18 protein-coding genes are annotated in these 20,791 nt (G+C 63.5%); 2 read left to right on the plus strand and 16 right to left on the minus strand.

The genetic code is table 11. The features are described from left to right. Positions 1-90: 90 nt before the first annotated feature. From phaR to B0G75_RS16990, 6 genes are all read right to left on the minus strand, one after another. The gene (gene phaR, locus B0G75_RS16965; RefSeq protein WP_106307629.1) at positions 91-720 is read right to left on the minus strand and encodes a polyhydroxyalkanoate synthesis repressor PhaR; all 630 of its coding nucleotides are present in this window, start codon (positions 718-720) and stop codon (positions 91-93) included. A gap of 131 nt (positions 721-851) precedes the next feature. Then, complete coding sequence (locus B0G75_RS16970) at positions 852-1,592, minus strand: 3-ketoacyl-ACP reductase (protein ID WP_012432856.1); 741 nt, start codon at positions 1,590-1,592, stop codon at positions 852-854. A 182-nt stretch (positions 1,593-1,774) separates the two neighbouring features. Beyond that, positions 1,775-2,956, minus strand: coding sequence for an acetyl-CoA C-acetyltransferase (locus tag B0G75_RS16975; RefSeq protein WP_012432855.1), 1,182 nt, complete (start codon positions 2,954-2,956; stop codon positions 1,775-1,777). A 136-nt stretch (positions 2,957-3,092) separates the two neighbouring features. Next, positions 3,093-4,922: a class I poly(R)-hydroxyalkanoic acid synthase gene (gene phaC, locus B0G75_RS16980; protein ID WP_106307633.1), complete on the minus strand. Its 1,830-nt coding sequence runs from the start codon at positions 4,920-4,922 to the stop codon at positions 3,093-3,095. Between the two features lie 640 nt (positions 4,923-5,562). Then, a complete protein-coding gene (gene pgeF, locus B0G75_RS16985) occupies positions 5,563-6,420 on the minus strand; it encodes a peptidoglycan editing factor PgeF (protein ID WP_106307636.1) in 858 nt (285 codons plus the stop codon). Next, positions 6,417-7,739, minus strand: coding sequence for an RluA family pseudouridine synthase (locus B0G75_RS16990; RefSeq protein ID WP_106307639.1), 1,323 nt, complete (start codon positions 7,737-7,739; stop codon positions 6,417-6,419). The genes pgeF and B0G75_RS16990 overlap by 4 nt, the downstream gene beginning before the upstream one ends. A 38-nt stretch (positions 7,740-7,777) precedes the next feature. Between B0G75_RS16990 and B0G75_RS16995 the strand changes: the two genes are divergently transcribed. After that, entirely contained in the window at positions 7,778-8,638 is an 861-nt protein-coding gene (locus B0G75_RS16995) for an outer membrane protein assembly factor BamD (RefSeq protein ID WP_106307642.1), read from the plus strand. A gap of 138 nt (positions 8,639-8,776) precedes the next feature. On the opposite strand, the gene rlmD is transcribed toward B0G75_RS16995, so the two are convergent. The 6 genes from rlmD to surE form a co-directional block, all read right to left on the minus strand. After that, positions 8,777-10,195, minus strand: a complete 1,419-nt coding sequence (gene rlmD, locus B0G75_RS17000; RefSeq protein WP_106307645.1) for a 23S rRNA (uracil(1939)-C(5))-methyltransferase RlmD — start codon at positions 10,193-10,195, stop codon at positions 8,777-8,779. 212 nt (positions 10,196-10,407) lie between these two features. Then, positions 10,408-11,184, minus strand: a complete 777-nt coding sequence (locus B0G75_RS17005; RefSeq protein WP_106307647.1) for a 3'-5' exonuclease — start codon at positions 11,182-11,184, stop codon at positions 10,408-10,410. 4 nt (positions 11,185-11,188) lie between these two features. Next, positions 11,189-12,271 carry an RNA polymerase sigma factor RpoS gene (gene rpoS, locus B0G75_RS17010; RefSeq protein WP_106307650.1) on the minus strand — a complete coding sequence of 361 codons (1,083 nt, stop codon included), beginning with the start codon at positions 12,269-12,271 and terminating at the stop codon, positions 11,189-11,191. Between the two features lie 11 nt (positions 12,272-12,282). Further along, positions 12,283-13,227, minus strand: a complete 945-nt coding sequence (locus B0G75_RS17015; protein WP_106307653.1) for a peptidoglycan DD-metalloendopeptidase family protein — start codon at positions 13,225-13,227, stop codon at positions 12,283-12,285. Positions 13,228-13,232: 5 nt separating this feature from the next. After that, positions 13,233-14,285 carry a protein-L-isoaspartate(D-aspartate) O-methyltransferase gene (locus B0G75_RS17020; protein WP_106307656.1) on the minus strand — a complete coding sequence of 351 codons (1,053 nt, stop codon included), beginning with the start codon at positions 14,283-14,285 and terminating at the stop codon, positions 13,233-13,235. Continuing rightward, complete coding sequence (gene surE / locus B0G75_RS17025) at positions 14,282-15,040, minus strand: 5'/3'-nucleotidase SurE (protein ID WP_106308037.1); 759 nt, start codon at positions 15,038-15,040, stop codon at positions 14,282-14,284. The genes B0G75_RS17020 and surE overlap by 4 nt, the downstream gene beginning before the upstream one ends. A 224-nt stretch (positions 15,041-15,264) precedes the next feature. Between surE and B0G75_RS17030 the strand changes: the two genes are divergently transcribed. Continuing rightward, the gene (locus B0G75_RS17030) at positions 15,265-16,239 is read left to right on the plus strand and encodes an NADPH:quinone oxidoreductase family protein (protein ID WP_106307659.1); all 975 of its coding nucleotides are present in this window, start codon (positions 15,265-15,267) and stop codon (positions 16,237-16,239) included. 160 nt (positions 16,240-16,399) lie between these two features. Here B0G75_RS17030 and B0G75_RS17035 read toward each other — a convergent pair whose 3' ends face one another. The 4 genes from B0G75_RS17035 to B0G75_RS17050 form a co-directional block, all read right to left on the minus strand. Continuing rightward, a complete protein-coding gene (locus B0G75_RS17035) occupies positions 16,400-17,224 on the minus strand; it encodes an ABC transporter permease (protein WP_106307662.1) in 825 nt (274 codons plus the stop codon). A 62-nt stretch (positions 17,225-17,286) separates the two neighbouring features. Then, entirely contained in the window at positions 17,287-18,099 is an 813-nt protein-coding gene (locus tag B0G75_RS17040; protein ID WP_106307665.1) for an ABC transporter ATP-binding protein, read from the minus strand. A gap of 124 nt (positions 18,100-18,223) precedes the next feature. After that, positions 18,224-19,261, minus strand: coding sequence for an ABC transporter substrate-binding protein (locus B0G75_RS17045; RefSeq protein ID WP_106308040.1), 1,038 nt, complete (start codon positions 19,259-19,261; stop codon positions 18,224-18,226). A 195-nt stretch (positions 19,262-19,456) separates the two neighbouring features. After that, a complete protein-coding gene (locus B0G75_RS17050; RefSeq protein ID WP_106307668.1) occupies positions 19,457-20,698 on the minus strand; it encodes a CaiB/BaiF CoA-transferase family protein in 1,242 nt (413 codons plus the stop codon). Positions 20,699-20,791 lie beyond the last annotated feature (93 nt).

Below are 20,791 nucleotides of genomic sequence, written 5' to 3' on the forward strand. Positions count from 1 at the left end.
CCTGGCGAAGGCCGCGCTTGCGACTCGTCAAAACTCCGGGGCGCTTGCCGACGACGCCTCAACGCCGGAACACCCCGCTCGCCGGATCGCCTACTTCTTCTCCGCCTCCGGATCAACCTCCGGGTTGCCTTGCGGATTGGCCGGCGCATTCCCAGGATTGCCGGCGTTGACCGCGCCGCCCGGCGTAAACGGGAACGTGGCGAACATCGATTTCGCCTGGTTCTGCATCTGCTCCTGCATCTGCACGAACATGTTCTTCGACTGCTCGATGTAGCTGGTCATCATGCCCTGCATCATCGGCGCCTGCATGTTCATGAATTGCGACCATACCTCGGGGTTCATCGCCTTGCCTTCGTACAGATTCTTCGACTGGTCGGCGAGCTTCGCCTGAATGTCGATGAAGGCCTGAATGTTCTTTTCCAGATACGTGCCCATCATGCCCTGCATCGCATGACCGTAGAAGCGGATGATCTGCGACAGCATCGACGACGAGAACATCGGCAAGCCGCCGCTCTCCTCTTCGAGAATGATCTGCAACAGAATGGCGCGCGTCAGATCCTCGTTGCTCTTCGCATCGATGACCTTGAAATCCTCCTGATCCAACACGAGCTGTTTGACGTCCGTCAGCGTGATGTACGTGCTTGTCTCGGTATCGTAGAGCCGACGATTCGGATATTTCTTGATCAGTCGTTCGGCTGTTTTCTTTGTAGTAGTGGTCATGTAACGCCTTTGAGCGCAAGTTGAGCGCGGAAACGGCGTCAGCGGCTGCGCAATCGGGCCTTTGCGCAGTCGAGACGCCGCCGAACCATCTGAGCCGAAGCGCGCTGCCTTGTGAGCGGCGCGCCGGTGACTCAGCCCATATGCAAACCGCCGTTCAGCGAAAAATCAGCGCCCGTGGAGAAACCCGATTCATCCGATGCCAGCCATGCCACGATCGAGCCGATTTCGTCCGGCTGGCCGAGGCGGCGCACCGGAATCGTCGCGACGATCTTTTCCAGCACGTCGGGGCGGATCGACTTGACCATATCCGTGCCGATGTAGCCCGGCGACACGGTGTTGACCGTCACGCCCTTGGTGGCCACTTCCTGCGCCAGCGACATCGTGAAGCCGTGAATGCCGGCCTTCGCGGTCGAATAGTTGGTCTGGCCGAACTGGCCCTTCTGGCCGTTCACCGACGAAATGTTGATGATGCGGCCAAAGCCACGCTCGACCATGCCGTCGATCACCTGCTTGGTGACGTTGAAGAGGCTGGTCAGGTTGGTGTCGATAACCGCCGTCCAGTCTTCGTGCGTCATCTTGCGGAACACGACGTCGCGCGTAATGCCGGCGTTGTTCACCAGAATGTCGATCTCGCCGACTTCGGCCTTGACCTTGTCGAACGCGCTCTTGGTCGACTCCCAATCGCCGACATTACCTTCGGACGCGACAAAATCGAAGCCCAGGGCCTTCTGCTCTTCGAGCCACTTCACGCGGCGCGGTGAGTTCGGGCCGCAGCCCGCGACAACCTTGTAGCCTTCTTTGTGCAGCCGCTGGCAAATGCTCGTGCCGATGCCACCCATCCCGCCCGTTACGTACGCAATTCGCTGTGTCATAACCTACACTCCGTTATCGTTTTCGAGGCGCCAAGTGGCTGCCTCTTTCCTCGCCTGTGCTTCATCTCCGCTGCCGCCGGGCGACCGGCTGACGAGGCCTCCGCTGACCGCGCGCCATAGCGCGCGGCAACGTTCCGTTCGACGCATGGCCGACGCCCGCGGCGCCCGCCACGCGCCCTTGCTCAGGCGCGCTCGAGCGCCAGCGCCACACCCATGCCGCCGCCGATACACAGCGACGCCAGACCCTTCTTCGCATCGCGCTTCTGCATTTCGTGCAGCAGCGTGACGAGAATCCGGCAACCGGACGCGCCGATCGGATGGCCGATCGCAATCGCGCCGCCGTTCACGTTGATCTTCGACGTGTCCCAGCCCATTTGCTGATTCACGGCGCACGCCTGCGCGGCAAACGCCTCGTTGATTTCCATCAGGTCCAGATCGGCCGGCGTCCAGCCCGCGCGTTCCAGACAGCGGCGCGAGGCCGGCACCGGGCCCATGCCCATCACCTTCGGATCCAGACCCGAAGTGGCATATGCCTTGATGCGCGCGAGCGGCTTGAGGCCGAGCGCTTCGGCCTTCTTCGCCGACATCACCAGCACCGCCGCCGCGCCGTCGTTCAGGCCCGACGCGTTAGCCGCCGTCACCGAGCCTTCCTTCGAGAACGCCGGCTTCAGGCCGGCCAGCGATTCAGCTGTCACGCCGTGGCGCACGAATTCGTCCGTGGCGAAACGCAGCGGCTCGCCCTTGCGTTGCGGAATCTCGACCGGCACGATTTCGTCGTCGAAACGGCCTGCTTTCTGCGCGGCTTCCGCCTTGTTCTGCGACAGCGCCGCGAACGCGTCCTGCTGCTCGCGCGTGATGCCGTATTCCTTGGCGACGTTTTCCGCCGTCACGCCCATGTGGTACTGGTTGTAGACGTCCCACAGGCCGTCGACGATCATCGAGTCGATCAGCTTCGCGTCGCCCATGCGGAAACCGTCGCGCGAACCCGGCAGCACATGCGGCGCCGCGCTCATGTTTTCCTGACCACCGGCCACCACGATATCCGCGTCACCCGCGATGATGGCGTTGGCTGCAAGCATCACCGCCTTCAGGCCCGACCCGCACACTACGTTGATCGTCATGCCCGGCACAGCCGTGGGCAAGCCGGCCTTGATCACAGCCTGACGCGCCGGATTCTGGCCCGAGCCAGCGGTAAGCACCTGACCCAGGATCACTTCGCTTACCTGCTCCGGTTTCAGACCGGCCCGCTCGAGGACGGCGCGAATCACCGTGGCGCCGAGTTCGGGCGCGGCGATCTTCGCCAGCGACCCACCGAATTTGCCCACTGCCGTACGGGCGGCCGATACGATCACAACATCAGTCATTTCCATATCCTCCGGGCGGTCGGCCGCATGCACCGCTGCCCGTCAAGTTAAAAATCTCGTTGCTCTTAGTCACGCGCCAACTCAATCAGACGCTCATTCACACCGCAAACAATCGCGCCATGAAGCGCGTTCGAACCTACTCCCGTTGCCGCACGTAACGTCCCGGCGCCGGCTCGATCACGGGAAAGTCGGCCGAGCCTGCCGTAGCACGCGGCTTCACCTTCTTGCCACCGTACTGGTCGAGCCATGTGGTCCATTCGGGCCACCAGCTGCCGGGGACTTCGGTTGCCTGATCGAGCCATTCTTCCGGATTCTCCGGCAGCGTCTTGACGTCGCCTTCCAGCATCCAGAAGTTTCGTTTTTTCTTCGCAGGCGGATTGATCACACCCGCGATGTGACCCGACGCGCCGAGCACGAACTTCAACGGCCCGCTGAGGAGCGGCACCGACGCGTACGCCGTTTGCCACGGCACGATATGGTCTTCACGTGAACCGTAGATGAAGGTGGGCACGTCGATCTTCGACAGATCGATCGGCTGGCCGCAAGTGGTCAATGCACCCGGCTCGCGCAGACGATTCTCGAGATACGTATTGCGCAGATACCAGACATACATCGGGCCCGGCAGGCTGGTCGAGTCGCTGTTCCAGTACAGCAGGTCGAACGGCACCGGCGTGCGGCCTTTGAGGTAATTGTCGACGACGTAGTTCCACACCAGATCGTTCGGGCGCAGGAACGAGAACGTATTGGCGAACTCGATGCCGCGCATCAGCCCCGGCGGCGTACCGTTCTTGCCGCCGATGGTCTGCTCGCGCATCTGCACATGCTGTTCGTCGACGAACACGTCGAGCACACCCGTGTCCGAGAAATCGAGCATGGCGGTGAGCAGCGTCATGGACGCGGCCGGATGTTCGCCGCGCGCGGCGGCCACCGCCAGCGCGGCGGCGAGCATCGTGCCGCCGACGCAGAAACCGAGCGTATTGATCTGCTCGCGGCCGCTGATCTTGCTGACCGTGTCGATGGCGGTAAGCACGCCCTCGCCGATGTAGTCGTCCCACGTTTTATGCGCGATCGATTGATCGGCATTGCGCCATGAAATCAGGAACACCTGGTGTCCCGAATCGAGCGCGTGAGCGACCAGCGAATTCTCGGGCTGCAGATCGAGAATGTAGAACTTGTTGATGCAAGGCGGCACGATGAGAAGCGGCCGCTCGCGCACGGTCGCCGTGCGCGGCTTGTACTGGATCACCTGCATCAGGTCGTTTTCGAACACGACCGAGCCTTCGGTGTTCGCGAGATTTTCACCGACCACGAAACCCGATTCGTCGGTCTGCGAGATCTTGCCTCGCTGCAAGTCGCCGAGCAGGTTCATCACGCCCTGGCGCAGGCTCTCGCCCTTGCTGTCCAGCAAGGTCTTTTGCGCTTCCGGATTCAAGGCGAAGAAGTTGCTCGGCGAGGCTGCCGCGGTCCATTGCTGGACGGCGAAACGGATGCGCTCGCGCACCTTGGGTTCGGTGTCGAGCGCGTCGACCATTTCCTGCAGATAGCGCGCGTTCAACAGATACCACGCCGCTGTAAAGGCATAGGCCGGCGCCGAACTCCATGCGTCGGAACTGAAGCGGCGGTCCTTGAGTTGGGGCGCCTGAGTGGCTGACGTGGCGGCTTGCTGGATCAGCTCCATTGCCTCGCGCGAATAATCAGCCTGCAACTTCTGCAGACGCTCGGAAGGAATGGCCGCGGTCGGAATATTCAGGCCGGCGAAGGACGGCATGCCGGGCATCGATCCCGCCGCCAGCTTGCTGAAGTCCGGCATGCCGGGAAACGACGGTATTTGAGGGAAACCCTGCGGCAAGCCCATTTGCGGCATTTGCATTGGCATCTGCGGCATGGCGAAAGGCATGCCGCTGCCGCCGGGCGATGTGCCGAGCGAACGCCATGCGTTCATCCATGCGTCGACAAACTGCTGCATGCCTGCGGCCGGTGTTGCACCGCTCGTACCGGCCTGCTGCGTGTGCTCCGTCGAGGAGTCGGTGCTGGGGGAAGCTGAGGGATGTGAAGCTGCCATACCTGCTTTTGACCGGTAAGTCCTTGCGGACGGGTTGAGAGGCAGGTTCGTGCGCACGTGAGCAAATGCTCGCGACCTCGTCACGCCCTGTCCCTTGTACGAGGAGCCGTGAGGAACATTCTTGCTCCCCATCGCAAGGCATGTCAATGCTTGTTCCCGATTTTGCCGCAGTGCGATAGTTTTTTAATTATCGTTTTCCCTGTGTAGAAGATCGCGCTTTTGGAACACGCGTAGTTCGACGCACACGAGAACGAAAAAAGCTCCCAAATTGCATAGGCTTATGTGCATTTATCCGTTCGCGCGCGGACAGTTTTGGCGGCAGATTTACGCCAGCGTCCGGAATTCCGGCAGCGCAGCAAAAACCCCTGTCCTTCTCCGAACAAACCCTCATACGGGTGCTTGCGGGCAAGGGTCATGTGAGACGTGACAATGCTCAGACAAGCATGCCCGCATGCATGGCGTCGCGCCGTGTCGACGTCATGCATGTGGGCATGGATGTGTTGAATATCGCGAAAAAATGGCCGCGCGTGATGCGCGTCGCGAGTTAGTCCGCGATCGACTGCGCCTGATCGTCAAGCCAGATCATCGCGGCCATGCGGCCGGTCTCGCGATCGCGGCGGTAGGAATAGAAACGCTCACGTTGCGTGACCGTGCAGAGATCGCCGCCGACAATGCGCGTCACGCCCAGCCGCTGCAGACGCAGACGCGCCAGCGCAGGGAGATCGGCGAGATATTTGCCGGGATTGTGCGGATGCTCGACAAAGGCGTTTGCCGTCGCATCGCGTTGTGCGGCGCCCACGCCGTTCATGAAGGCGTCACGAACGTCTGCGCCGACTTCAAAGGCGTCGGGACCGATCGACGGACCGAGATAAGCGTGCAATGCGCCCGCCTCCACACCGGCGAGTTCGGCGACCCGCTGCGCCGTCTGTTCGACGATGCCCGCCGCCAGTCCGCGCCACCCGGCGTGCGCCGCGCCGACCGCGCGGCCCGCTTCGTCGCACAACAGCACCGGCATGCAATCGGCCACCATCACGACACACACGGTGCCGGGACGATCGGTGACGCTGGCATCGGCGCGCGTCGGTGCGCCGTTCGCATGCGCTTGCGCGAGCACGTCTTCCGCTCGCACGATGCCGGCGCCGTGAATCTGTTCGAGCCAGGCGGCCTCGCTCGCGCCAACCAGCTTCAATAGACGCTCACGGTTGGCCGCGACCGCTGCCAGATCGTCGCCGGATTTCATGCCCAGATTCAGGCCGCCGGGCAAGTCCGCGCCGTTTTGCCAGCGGCCGAACGGCGCTTCGCTCACGCCGCCGTCACGCGTGGTGACGAGCGCGCGCACGCGCGGCGAGACATTCCATGCGGGTTGCACGACATCGGCAAAGCTTAGTTCGGGCACAGTCATGCGTGGTCGTCCTCGTTGTGATCGTCGTGATCGTCGTGATCGTCGTGATCGTCGTGATCGTCGCGATCGTCGGCTTCATCGTCGGCGTCGTCGTGATCCAGGGCGCCGTCTTCATCGGCGTCCTCGTCGAGCGACACGTCGTAGTCGTCTTCCTCGTAGTACGTCTCGTCGAACTCGCCCGCGTCGTCGCGGCCGAGGCCGAGCGCCGCCGACAGCGCCTCCATATCCGCCGGCGCATCGGCACGCCATTGCATCGTGCGGCCGGTCTGCGGATGGATCAGGCCGAGGCGCCATGCATGCAGCGCCTGGCGCGCGAAACCGTCGGGCAGCGGCGTGACCGAGCGCTTGCCGCGCGCGCGCCCATACACCGGATCGCCGAGCAGCGGATGACCAATGTGCGCGCAATGCACGCGAATCTGATGAGTGCGCCCGGTTTCCAGATCGCAATGGATCGCGGTGACCGGCTGACGCTGCCAGATCGCCGAATCCACGCGCCGGAAATGCGTGCGCGCGGGTTTGCCCGAGGCGCTCGTGACCACGGCCATGCGCGTGCGTTCGCGCGGATCGCGGCCAATCGGCGCGTCGATCGTGCCTTCTTCGGGCATGTTGCCCCACACCAGCGCGAGATAGCGGCGCTTCACCGTGCGCGCCTGCAACTGGCGCACGAGGTCGGTCTGCGCCTCGAGCGTGCGCGCCACCACCATCAGGCCCGAGGTTTCCTTGTCGAGCCGGTGCACGATGCCCGCGCGCGGCAGACCCGCCGCGGCGTCGCCGTAGCGGTACAGCAGGCCGTTGAGCACCGTGCCGCTCCAGTTGCCGGCCGCCGGATGCACGACCATGCCGGCCGGCTTGTTGATGACCACCAGCGTGTCGTCTTCATAGACGATTTCGAGCGGCACCGGCTCCGGCGTGAACGCGAGCTGTTCGGGCAGCAGATCCGGCACGAGCTCGATGGTCGCGCCGAGCGGCACCGGCTGGCGGATTTTCGCGGGCTTGCCGTCGATCCGCACGCGCTCGGCCTCGATCCAGCTTTGCAGGCGATTGCGCGAGAACTCGGGAAAAACCCGCGCGAGCACCTTGTCGAGGCGCTCGCCGGCCAACTCGTCGGGCACGACGACGCTGCGCGGCGTTTCGTCCGCCACGCGGCTCGCCACGGTCGGCACATGGCTGGGCAGAGCGGCGGCGACGAGCGCGTCGCTGCCGAGATCGTCGTCGAGGGAATCGACGCCCAACGCGTCGGAGGGGTCAGCGCTTACGCTATAATCTTTGTTGCTATTCCCGGCACCGGTTGCGGCGCCTGGAGTATTTGAGCGGGTCATTGAGTCTGGGTCACCTGGACGTAAAGCTAGACTGGAAAATGCGAGCCTTGAACACCATCACTAAAGCGGCGATCAATTTGGCGGCCATCAAGAAGGCGGCCCGGAAAGTGGCCGGATACATTGCGTGCGCCGCAGCCGTCGCCGTTGTCGCGGCTTGCCACGGCCTGCCGGAAAAGACCGACGAGACGGCAACGTGGAACAACAACAAATTATATACGGAGGCGAACGACGCCCTGAGCGGTGGTGACTTCGGCAAGTGTGCCAAGTACTTCGAAATGCTCGAGGGTCGCGATCCGTTCGGCCACTTCGCCCAGCAGGCGCAGATCAACGTCGCGTACTGCAACTGGAAAGACAACGAAAACGCCGCCGCAGACCAGGCTATCGACCGCTTCATCCAGTTGCACCCGGATCATCCGGACATTGCTTACGCGTACTACCTGAAGGGCATGATTCACTTCAACGACGACCTCGGTCTGTTCGGCCGCTTCTCCGGCCAGGACATGAGCGAACGCGATCCGAAGTCGCTGCGCGAGTCGTACGACGCGTTCAAGGTCGTGGTGGACAGGTATCCGAACAGCAAGTATGCGCCGGACGCCGCGCAACGCATGCGCTATATCGTGAACGCGCTGGCGTCGCACGAAGTCCATGCGGCGGATTACTACTACCGCCGTGGCGCCTATGTCGCCGCAATCAACCGCGCGCAACTGGCGCTCACGCAATACAAGAACGCACCGGCTATCGAAGACGCACTGCACATCATGATGCTGTCGTATGAGAAGCTGAACCAGCCGCAACTGGCCGACGACACGAAGCGCGTGCTGGCCGGCACCTTCCCCGACAGCCCGTACATCACGGGTCATGCACGGCCGGGGACGGAAAAGTCGTGGTGGCAGTTCTAAGTTTCACCACGTACTGAGAATCGGCAGAAAGAAGAACGCCACGACTTCGGTCGTGGCGTTTTTGTTTGAGCGTTGCGTTACCTTGCCTTACGTCGCCGAGGCCGCGCGCCAGCGCCTCCGCCACGCCGGCAGCGTGACTCAATCCCGCTCGAACAACGCAATCGACTCCACATGCGACGTGTGCGGGAACATATTGACCACGCCCGCACCCACCAGCCGATAGCCCGCCTCATGCACGAGCAGACCGGCATCGCGCGCGAGGGTAGCCGGCGCGCACGAGACATAGACAATGCGCTTAGGCAGCGGACCATCGCCGCTCTGCGCGATCTCCACCAACGCCTTGGCGACGGCCAGCGCGCCTTCGCGCGGCGGATCGATCAGGAACTTGTCGAAGTGGCCGAGCGCGCGCATGTCGTCGGCGGTGACTTCGAAGAGGTTGCGGCACGCGAACGACGTATGCCCCGCCACGCCGTTCAGTTCGGCATTGGCCAGCGCGCGCGAAGTCAAAACCTCGCTGCCTTCGATGCCCACGACTTCCTTCGAAATCCGCGCGAGCGGCAGCGTAAAGTTACCGATCCCGCAGAACAGATCGAGCACGCGATCCGTGCGCGCCGGCGCCAGCAAGCGCAGCGCACGGCTCACCAGCACGCGGTTGATGGCGTGGTTCACCTGGGTGAAATCGGTCGGCTTGAACGGCATGCGGATGTCGTATTCCGGCAGCGTGTAGCCGAGCTGCGCGTCGAGCGGATAGAACGGCGTGACCGTATCCGGGCCGCCCGGCTGCAACCAGAACTGCACCTTGTGCTGGTCGGCGAAATCACGCAGCACCTGCTCGTCCGCGCTCGTGATCGGCTCGAGATTGCGCACCACCAGCGCTGTAACCGACGAGCCCACCGCCAGTTCGAGCTGCGGCATGCGGTCGTAAATCGACAGCTTGCGCACCATGAAACGCAACGGCATGAGCATGGCCGACACGTGCGGCGGCAACACTTCGCAAGTCTTCATGTCGGCGATGTAGCTGCTCTTCTTCTCATGGAAGCCGATGCGCATGCCGCCTTTTTCCGGCAGGAAACGCACGGCGAGACGCGCACGGTAGCGATAACCCCAGGACGGCCCATGAATCGGCCGGAACACCGTTTCTGGGCGCAGCTTCGCCAGATGCTGCAGATTGTCTTCGAGCACACGCTGCTTGACGGCCACCTGCGCGCGAATGTCGAGATGCTGCATCGAACAGCCGCCGCAGATATCGAAGTAAGTGCATTTCGGCTTGGTGCGCATCACGCTTTCGCGGAACACCTGGACCACTTCGGCCTGCTCGAATTTGGGCTTGCTACGATGCGTCGAATAGCTGACGCGCTCGCCGGGCAACGCGCCTTCGACAAAGATGACCTTGCCGGACGTGCCGTCTTCGGTTTCCGTGCGGCCGACGCCGCGCGCTTCCATATCGAGCGAAACGATTTCGATGACCGGCTCGTTGCCGGTGACGACGTGTGCCGGCGCGGGCGGAGGCGTCTTGGAGCGCTTCGGTGCGCGGCGATGGGGGGCAGTTCGGGACACCTGCGACTTCCTGACAAACTTGGGGAAAGGCGAGATTGTAGACGAAGCGCCGCGCCTGGCCATCATTCGGAGCGGCGCCGACGGCCGCACGAGAGTCGAGGCCGAGCGTTGGCGTCAGTCCGCGGACGAGCGCCTTGCATCATGAACGAAGGGCCGCAGTGGCCCTGCAATTCGCCGCAAGGCAAACACGTCACGCCCCGAGCGCAAGCAGCTTACTGGTCGAACGCCGCCAGATACTCGGCCCATTGCGGCGCCGTTTCCAGCGCCAGCGCGTTCTTGACCAGGTTGATCTCGTCAGCATACTCCGCGGGCGAAAACGCGCCGCGAATCAATTGGAAGCGGCAATAGAGCAAGTACGTATTGACGACGTCGGTCTCGCAGTAGTTGCGAATTTCCTCGATGCGCCCTTCCTGATACGCATGCCACACCTGGCTGCCGTCCATGCCCATCTTGCCGGGGAAGCCGCACATCTTGGCGAGCGCGTCGAGCGGCGCGTTGGCGCGCGCCTGGTACATGGCGAGCACGTCCATCAGATCCGTGTGACGCGCGTGATAGCGGCTGATGTAGTTGTTCCACTTGAACTCGCGGTCGTCCTCGCCGAGATCCCAGAACTTATAGGCGGGAATGCCGTTGACGAGCGCGCGGTAGTTCAGCACCGGCAGGTCAAAGCCGCCGCCGTTCCACGACACGAGCTGCGGCGTGTACTTCTCGATCACGCGATAGAACGACTGCACCAGCGCCGCCTCGCCGTCAGCCAGCGTGCCGAGCGAGCGGACCCGGAAGCCGTTGTTGTCGCGGAACACGCAGGAAATCGCCGCGATCCGTTGCAGATGATGCGGCAGGAAATCGCTGCCGGTTTTTTCGCGGCGCGCGGCGAACACATGCTCGGCGACTTCGGCGTCGCTCAGGTCGGCGGGCAAATCTTCGAGGCGGCGAATGCCGGCGACATCGGGAATCGTCTCGATGTCGAAAACAAGAATCGGTGTCATCAGGTTATAGAACGGCGTCCTTGCGAACACCGTTGGAGGCGAAAAAGCGCTTCAACCGCACGAGCGCTTCTTGTTGGATCTGGCGCACACGCTCGCGCGTGAGGCCCATTTCGTCGGCCAGTTCTTCGAGCGTGGCGGGTTCGATGTGATTCAGGCCGAAGCGGCGCTCGATCACATGACGATGCTTGTCCGACAGACGAGCCAGCCACGCGCGTGTAAGCGTTTCCAGTTCGCGGTGCTGCACTTCGGCATCCGGCGACTGGCTCTGGTCGTCGGACAGCAGATCGAGCAGGCTGCTCGCCGGATCGAGATCGAGCGGCGCGTCGAGCGACGCGGTATGTTCGTTCAGCGCGAGGATGTCGGTGACTTCGTCGGTGGTCTTGCCAGTCAGATAGGCAATGTCGTCGATGCTGGCGTCGCGGCGCTCGGCGGCCTCGCCCGAATTCATCGAATTTCTTTCCAGATGGCGCTTGGCGCGCAGCACCTGATTGAGCTCGCGAATCACGTGCACCGGCAAACGGACGGTGCGCGCCTGATTCATGATGGCGCGCTCGATACTCTGGCGGATCCACCACGTGGCGTAAGTAGAAAACCGGAAGCCGCGCGTCGGATCGAATTTCTCGATGGCGTGCATCAAGCCGAGATTGCCCTCTTCGATCAGATCGAGCAGCGGCACGCCGCGATTCAGATAGCCCTTCGCGATACTTACCACGAGCCGCAGATTGCGCTCGATCATGACTTGCCGCGCTTCGAACTCGCCCGCCTTGGCAAGACGCGAATATTTCTGCTCTTCCTCGACAGTTAGAAGCGGCTTGACGCTAATGCGGTTCAGGTAGTGCTGAATCGTGTCGGCCGTCAGCTCGGCTTGCAGCAGCGCACGGAAATCGTCCGCGTCCGGTGCGGCTTCGCTTGCGCCCTCACGGGTCTCGGCGGCTTCGTCCGCGCCGCCCTGGCGTTCGTCGAGATCGCGCTCCTCGGCGACTTCCTCTTCCACTTCCGAAGCGCCGCCTTCGTCGACCGAAGCGGACATAGCATGGCTGGTCTTCTCAGACTCGGCTTGCGGCGGGCGGCGCTTCGATTTCGGCATGGTCGTATCGCTTATTGCGGCGGCAAATACTTCAGTGGGTCGACAGGTTTACCCTGCCGGCGAACTTCGAAATGCAACATCACACGGTCGGAATCGCTATTGCCCATCTCGGCGATCTTCTGCCCCTTCGTCACCGCGTCCCCCTCTTTTACCATCAAAGAGCGGTTATGTGCATACGCCGTGAGATAAGTTGCATCATGCTTGATGATAATGAGATTGCCGTAACCACGCAGCCCATTTCCGGCATAAACCACGCGGCCGTCCGCCGACGCCTTCACCGGATCTCCCGCAGCGCCGCCGATATTGACGCCCTTGTTGGTCGAGTCGTTGAACGTGCCAAGCAGCGGTCCGCGCACCGGCCACGCGAAGGCCACGTTGCCGGACGCGCCGGCGTTCGAATCGCTGGCCGCGCCAGGGGTGGCCGGCGGCGTCAGCGACGCATTGTTCGTCGTAGAACCGTAGATAGGCGGCGCCGCCACACCGGCTGCGCCAGCAGTCCCGCCCGCCGCCGGCGGCGTGCTGCCGAGCGGCGCGCTTTGCACCGCACCACCGCTGCCGATCGGTGCGGTCGACACGCCCGGCGTCAGCGCCGCGGTGTTCGCACCCGGCGGCACGACGCGCAGCAACTGATCGACTTCGATCTGATTCGGGTTGGTGAGATTGTTCCACGCCGAAATGTCGCGGTAGTTCTGACCGTTCTCCAGCGCGATCCGATACAACGTGTCGCCCGGCTTCACGCGATAGTAGCCCGGCGGCGGCGGTCCGAGCGGCACGGCCGGCTGCGCGGCTTGCGTGCCGAGCACAGCGCCGCCGGAGCGGTCGACGACCGGCGCCTGATCGAGCCGGGATGCGCAGGCCGTCATCAACAGGGACAAGGCGAGCACGCACACGCTACGCTGGGTTACGGTCATGGGGACATTCAGGCTGGTTCTTCGCATCGCGCGCAACATACTCATCGGTGTCAAATCACTCCGGATTTTAAGGGTACAAAGAAAACGCGATCAAGCCGCGACTCGCGCCACTGCGCGGGTCCGAGGCGCTCGACCAGAGTCAGCACCTGGTTCTGGCCGTCCTGAGAGCCGACCGGCGCGACCAGACGGCCGCCGATCGCGAGTTGTTCAAGTAATGCTTGCGGTACGTCGAGCCCCGCCGCGGCGATCACGATCGCGTCGAACGGCGCCGCCGCCGGCAGTCCCAGGCGCCCATCGCCGTAATGCAGGCGAATGTTCGGAATGCGCAGCGGACGCAAGTTCGTCTTCGCGCGTTCGGACAACGGCTTGATGCGCTCGATCGAGTAAACCTCGCGCGCGACCTGGCTCAGCACGGCCGCCTGATAACCGCAGCCGGTGCCGATTTCGAGCACGTTGGCGAGCACGCGGCCGGCGGCGGCCAGTTCGATCATTCGCGCCACCACCGACGGCTTGGAGATGGTCTGGTGATGACCGATCGGCAACGCCGCGTCTTCGTAGGCCTGAACCGCGAGACCCGGGTCGACGAACATGTGGCGCGGCACAACCGACATCGCGTTCAACACGCGCTGATCGGTCACGCCGTTCGCACGCAGGCGTTCGACCATGCGTTCGCGAACCCGTTCCGACGTCAGTGCCATCGCGCCGTTCAAAGCGACGTTCGGTGCGGCGCTGCGCTCGCCGGATCGGGCAACAGGTTTGGCCGACGCCGCCGGCTGCGCAGCGGTGCGGGTCGTCGAACTTTGAACGACTGGCTTGGCCGGCGTTTTAACCGAAGGCGCGGCCACCGGCTTCGGCGGCGTCGCCGCCGAGGGCTTGGCTTGCGGTTTAATCTGCGCCGCGGTCTGCGCCCTTGTCGGCCTGGATTGGGATTTACCCGCGGAACCGGGCGGCGCATTCTTCGCGGGTTGCTGACGCGCGTTCAGCGCAGCGCTTGCGGCGAGCGCCGCCGCGCGGATTTCTCCTGGGCGTCCTTCGGGCCGGCGCGGTTCGCGCACCAGGTCCTCGAGGCCGAGCGGAAAGCGCTTGGCGCGCTCGCTGGTCATGAAGCGCCGCCGCCGGCGCGCGCCCAGTCGCGCGCTGCGGGCAGCATTTGCGTGTGGGTCAGGTCGAGCTGCAACGGCGTGATCGACACGTGGCCGTTGGCGACGGCGTAAAAGTCGGTGCCTTCGCTCGCGTCGCGCGCGCTGCCCGCCGGACCGATCCAGTAGATCGGCTCGCCACGCGGGTTGGTCTGGCGGATCACCGGCTGCGACGGATGCCGTTTGCCGAGACGCGTAATCTGCCAGTCGCCGAGTTGTTCGTACGGCAAATTCGGAATGTTGACGTTCAGAAGCGGATGCCCCGGCAACGGCTGCTCGAGATAGTGCGCGACGATTTCAGCGGCGACCCGCACGGCGTCGTCGAGATGCACCCAGTCCTTGTCGACCAGCGAGAATGCGATGGCCGGCACGCCGAACATGATGCCTTCGGTGGCGGCCGCGACGGTGCCCGAATAGAGCGTGTCTTCGCCCATGTTCTGACCGTTGTTGATGCCCGAGACCACGAGGTCCGGCGTATGGTCGAGCATGCCTGTCAACGCGATGTGCACAGAGTCGGTGGGCGTGCCGTTCACGTAGTAGAAACCATTGCCCGAGCGCAGGACAGAGAGCGGTCGCGACAGCGTCAGGGAATTCGACGCGCCGCTGCAATTCTGTTCGGGTGCCATCACGGTGACGTCCGCGATCGGCTTGAGCGCTTCGTAAAGCGCAGCAAGGCCGGGCGCCAGATAACCGTCGTCATTGCTGAGTAGGATTCGCATGCGGCGATTGTAACCGAGGAAAGAAGACGCGCGAACGACACGGCGGGCCGTGCGCATGACGTATGCAACGCGCACGCGTCGGGATCGTGAAAGGCTGGCGCGAGTCGGCGGCCGGACATGCATCGCGCACTTGTCGATCACATGCGAGGCAATAAAAACGCACGGTCGTGCTGATTGTTTTACACTCAGAATACTTGCGAACCCCTGATCGAAATGGAGACACGATGCGCGCGATTCGCTGCAAACAATATGGGCCGCCGGAGAGCCTGATCGTCGAAAACCTGCCGGACCTCGAAGCGCCGCCAGGCCACGTCGTGATCGACGTCAAAGCCGCAGCCGTCAACTTTCCCGACGTGCTGATCATCGAGAACAAATACCAGTTCAAACCGCCCTTGCCCTTCACGCCCGGCTCGGAAGTCGCGGGCGTGGTGCGCGCGGTCGGCGCCGACGTCGCGCAGTTCAAGCCCGGCTCGCGCGTGGTCGCCTTCACCGGTCAGGGTGGCTTCGCGGAGCAGGCGCTCGCGCCGGCCGCGGCGTGCGTACCCTTGGCGGACGATGTCGACTTCGATCTGGCGGCGGCGTTCACGCTGGCGTACGGCACGTCGCATCACGCCGTGGTCGATCGCGGCGCGCTGCAAGCGGGCGAAACGATGCTGGTGCTCGGCGCGGCCGGCGGCGTCGGGCTGGCGGCGGTCGAAATCGGCAAGGCGCTCGGCGCGCGCGTGATCGCGGCCGCGTCGAGCGACGAGAAACTCGCGACCTGCGTCAAGCACGGCGCGGACGCCACCATCAACTACAGCACCGAAGATCTGCGCGAGCGCATCAAGGCGCTCACCGACGGTAAAGGCCCGGACGTGATCTACGATCCGGTCGGCGGTGTGTATGCGGAGCCGGCGTTTCGCAGCATCGGCTGGCGCGGGCGTTATCTGGTGGTGGGCTTCGCCAACGGCGAGATCCCGAGGCTGCCGCTCAACCTGACGCTGCTCAAAGGCGCGAGTCTGGTCGGCGTGTTCTGGGGTGACTTTGCGAAGCGCGAACCGCAGCACAATCACGCGGCGTTCCAGCAGATGACGCGGTGGATCGGCGAAGGCAAGCTCAAGCCGTATGTCTCGGCGCGCTATGCGCTCGAGGACACTGGGCGCGCGTTGCGGGATATGGCGGAGCGTCGCGTGATCGGGAAGGTGGTGGTGACGCCTTAGTTTTCGCGTAACCGATTTGTTCTGGTAGCAACCAAAAGAAACGACGCGCGGGTTTCCAACCGGCGCGTCGTTTCTGTTTCGCTAAGCGTAGTGCGTTGCGTGTTGTGCGTTGCGTGTTGGACATTGAGCTCCGCGCGTATCGAACGCACGCCGCTCTGCCCTACAGCTTCTCCGTGTCGCCCGTCTTGGGCTGCCACTTCATCAAGCGTCGCTCGCCGATGCCCACGATCGCATCCAGAATCAGCGCGAACGCGGTCAACACCAGAATCCCGGCAAACACAGTATTGATATCGAAGGTGCCTTCGGCCTGCAGAATCAGATAGCCGACGCCGCGCGCCGAGCCGAGATACTCCCCCACCACCGAGCCGACGAACGCCAGTCCCACCGACGTATGCAGGCTCGAAAACACCCAGCTCATCGCGCTAGGCAAGTAGACGAAACGCAGCAAATGCTTGCCGTTCGCGCCGAGCATGCGCGCGTTGGCGAGCACGACCGGACTGACTTCCTTCACGCCCTGATAGACGTTGAAGAACACGATAAAGAACACCAGCGTGACGCCGAGCGCCACCTTCGACCAGATGCCCAGCCCGAACCACACGCCGAAGATCGGCGCGAGAATCACGCGCGGCATCGAGTTGGCGGCCTTGATGTACGGATCGAACAGCGCGCTCGCCAGCGGCGAGAGCGCGAGCCACAAGCCCACGCCGAGCCCGAGCGCCGTGCCGAGCGTGAATGCGAGCACGGTTTCGACCAGCGTGATCCATAGGTGCAGATAGATCTCGCCGCCCACGAACCACTCCCAGATCCGCTGCAGCACTTTCTGCGGCTCGCCGAAGAAGAACGCGGCTTTGTTAGGGTCGTCGAAATAGAAAGGCGGCAGCAGCGTCGGGCTGGTCAGCACGTACCAGAGCACGAAGCACAGCACGAGCAGCAGCCATTGCCAGATCACCAGATTCGCCCGGTTCGGGCGCAACGTCTTCCACATGACTCGGTTTGCCTTGGACGATTGATTGACGCGAATACGTGACGCGTTTACGGCGTTTGCGTTTATACGGCGGTGAGTTGCTGCTGATAGCCCTTGAGCACTTCGTCGCGCAGCACGCTCCAGATCTGCGCATGCAACTCGACGAAACGCGGATGCGAACGGATTTCGGCAACGTCGCGCGGACGCGGCAGATCGATCGTGAATTCGCCGATCGGATGCGTGCCCGGCCCGGCCGAGAGCACCACCACGCGATCCGACATCGCGATCGCTTCGTCGAGGTCGTGCGTGATGAACAGCACCGCTTTGCGTTTCGCGGCCCACAGGTCGAGCAACTCGTTTTCCATCAACTGACGCGTCTGGATATCGAGCGCGGAAAACGGCTCGTCCATCAGAATGATGTCCGGATCGAGAATCAGCGTCTGCGCCATCGCGACACGCTTGCGCATGCCGCCCGACAATTGATGCGGATAGCGATCGCCGAAGCCGCCAAGACCGACGCGCTTCAACCACTCGTCGGCTTTGATGCGGGCTTCGGCCGGCGGTACACCGTGGAACGCAAGGCCGGCCATGACATTGTCGATGGCCGAGCGCCACGGCATCAGCGCGTCGGCCTGGAACATATAGCCGGCGCGCCGGTTGATGCCCTTGAGCGGCTCACCGAACACGCTGACCGTGCCCGACGACGGCCCTAGCAAACCGGCGCCGACATTCAACAGCGTGGATTTACCACAGCCGGTCGGGCCGACCACCGAGACGAACTCGCCCGGCGCGATGCGCAGCGTGGTTTCCTTCACCGCCGTGTAGCGCTGCGCGCGGTTGTCGCGCGCAGCGAACGTGCAGGTGATGTTGTCGAGCGCCAGTGCGGCAACGGTCATCGTTCAGCTCGCTTCGAAAGATCGGATTGGTTTGTGATCAGGTCACGTCATGGCACGCGGCGCCGGGACCGAGCGATCGCGACGCGCGTTGCGTCGCCTCGCGGCCCGAATGCCTGTGCTCGACTCAAGCCTTGACAGTAGTCAGCGCTTTCTTGACGAAGTCGTTGGTCCACGTCTTCGACAGATCGATCGGCTTGCCCTGCACGTTCGGATCGAACGCCTGCAAGGTCTTCAGCGACGTCGCGGGACCGTCCGCCGGCATCAGGCCATCGGGCGACATCGCTTCCTTCACGTGCTGCCACGCGTCCAGATACACCGCGCGGTCGCCGAGCAGGTAGCCTTCCGGCACCGTGTTGATCAGTTCGCTGCCGGTCGCCGTTTGCAACCACTTGAGCGCACGCACCATCGCGTTGGTCAGCGCCTGCGTGGTGTTGGGATTCTTCGTGATGAACGTTTGCGATGCGTACAGACACCCCGCCGGCATATCGCCACCGAAGACGCTGCGCGTGTCGGCAAGCGTACGCGTGTCGGACACCACGCGAATCTCGCCGGTGCGTTCGAGCTTGGTCATGACCGGATCGAGATTGGCGATGGCGTCGATCTGCCCCGACTGCAACGCGGCGATCGCGCCGGCGCCCGCGCCGACGCCGATAAACGCCACGTCTTTCGCGCTCAGCCCCGCTTTCGCCAGCACGAAGCTCGCCATGATCGAGGTCGACGATCCCGGTGCGGTCACGCCGATTTTCTTGCCCTTGAGGTCGGCAATCGACTTGTAGTTCGGCATGGTTTTCTTCGAGACCGCGAGCACGATCTGCGGCGCGCGCCCTTGCAGGACGAACTCGCGGAACATCTGCTTTTGCGCCTGCAGCAGCAAGGTATGCTCGAATGCGCCGGACACCACGTCCGCGCTGCCCCCGACCGCCGCCTTCAACGCCTGCGAGCCACCGGCGAAGTCGGAGATTTCGACGTCGAGCCCTTCGTCTTTGAAGTAATTGCGGCGCTCGGCGATGGTGAGCGGCAAGTAGTAGAACAGGTTCTTGCCGCCGACGGCGATCGCCACCTTGCTGGTTTCAGGTTTGCCCTGCGCGAAAGCAAGCGGCGTGGCGGCGAGCGTGGCGCCCGCGAGTGCGGCGGTGCCGGCGAGAAAACTTCTCCGTTGCATGGTCTCGAGTCTCCAAACTTTTGTGGTCCGGCTTTCTGTCCGGCTTTCCGTCCGGCTTTTTTTGCCGGCTTTCTTTGCTGCCGTCGCGCTCGTGAGCGCCGCGTTAGCATCCGCATTCGAGTCACGGCTTGCGCGACGTCGCATGCGCGGCAACCATGAATCACGCGCGGCAGGCATGCCGCGCGGCGCGCTCACTCAAACGATCTGTTGCGCGTGCAACCTTGCAATGTGGTCTGCATCATAACCTAGCGATTGCAGGACTTCATCGGTATGTTCACCCAGTTCCGGACCCAGCCAGCGCGTCTCGCCCGGCGTGGCCGAGAGCTTCGGCGTGACCGACGGCAGCGTAATTTCCTTACCGTCCTGCCACTTGAAACGCTGGATCATCTGGCGCGCCATGAACTGCGGATCGGTGAACATGTCCGCCACACTATAGATGCGGCCCACCGGCACGTCGGCGGCGTTCAGTACGGCGAGTGCTTCGTCGATGGTGCGCGTGGCGAGCCAGGCGGCGATCGCGCCGTCGATTTCCTGGGTGCGCGGCACGCGGCCGTCGTTGTGCGCGAGCGCCGGATCGTTCGCGAGATCCTCGCGCTCGATCGCGATCATCAGGCGCTTGAAGATTGGATCGCTATTGCCGCCAATCACGATGCTGCCGTCGCGGCACGGATACGTGTTGGACGGCACGATACCCGGCAGCGACGCGCCGGTGCGCTCGCGCACCATGCCATACACGCCGTATTCGGGCACCACGCTTTCCATCATGTTGAAGACCGCCTCGTACAGCGCGACGTCGACGACCTGCCCTTTGCCGCCGTTCACCTGCTTGTGATGCAGCGCCATCAGTGCGCCGATCACGCCGTGCAGCGCGGCGATCGAATCGCCGATTGAAATGCCGATGCGCGGCGGCGGCAAATCCGGGTAGCCGGTGATATGACGCAAGCCGCCCATCGACTCGGCAATCGCGCCGAAACCGGGCCGGTCGCGATACGGACCGGTCTGGCCGTAGCCGGACAGACGCACCATGACGAGGCCGGGGTTTTCTGCCGACAGCACGTCATAACCGAGGCCGAGTTTCTCCAGCAAACCCGGCCGGAAATTTTCGATGACGATATCCGCTTCTTTCGCGAGGCGCCGCACGATCTCCTTGCCCTCTTCGGCCTTCAGATTGATCGTGACGGATTTCTTGTTGCGCGCCTGCACGGCCCACCAGAGGGACGTGCCGCCGACTTCCGGATAGAGCTTGCGCCATTTGCGCAGCGGGTCGCCGCCCTTGGGATCTTCGATCTTGACGACGTCGGCGCCGAACTCGCCGAGAAAACGCGCGGCGAACGGTCCGGCGATCAGCGTGCCGAGTTCCAGCACCTTGACGCCGGCGAGCGGGCCGGTTTTATCTTGCGGCGCGGTGCTCGCGCCTGATTCTGGGGTGGCGCTCATGTGTCTCCTTTGTCGACCAGAGTTAGCGCTTTAGCGCTTACTCTGGTCCCATGCAAAGCGGTCGACCAGAGTTAGCGCTTTAGCGCTTACTCT

Origin of the sequence: Paraburkholderia sp. BL18I3N2 (assembly GCF_003001875.1) — a bacterium.
GTDB classification, from domain to species: Bacteria; Pseudomonadota; Gammaproteobacteria; order Burkholderiales; family Burkholderiaceae; genus Paraburkholderia; species Paraburkholderia phytofirmans.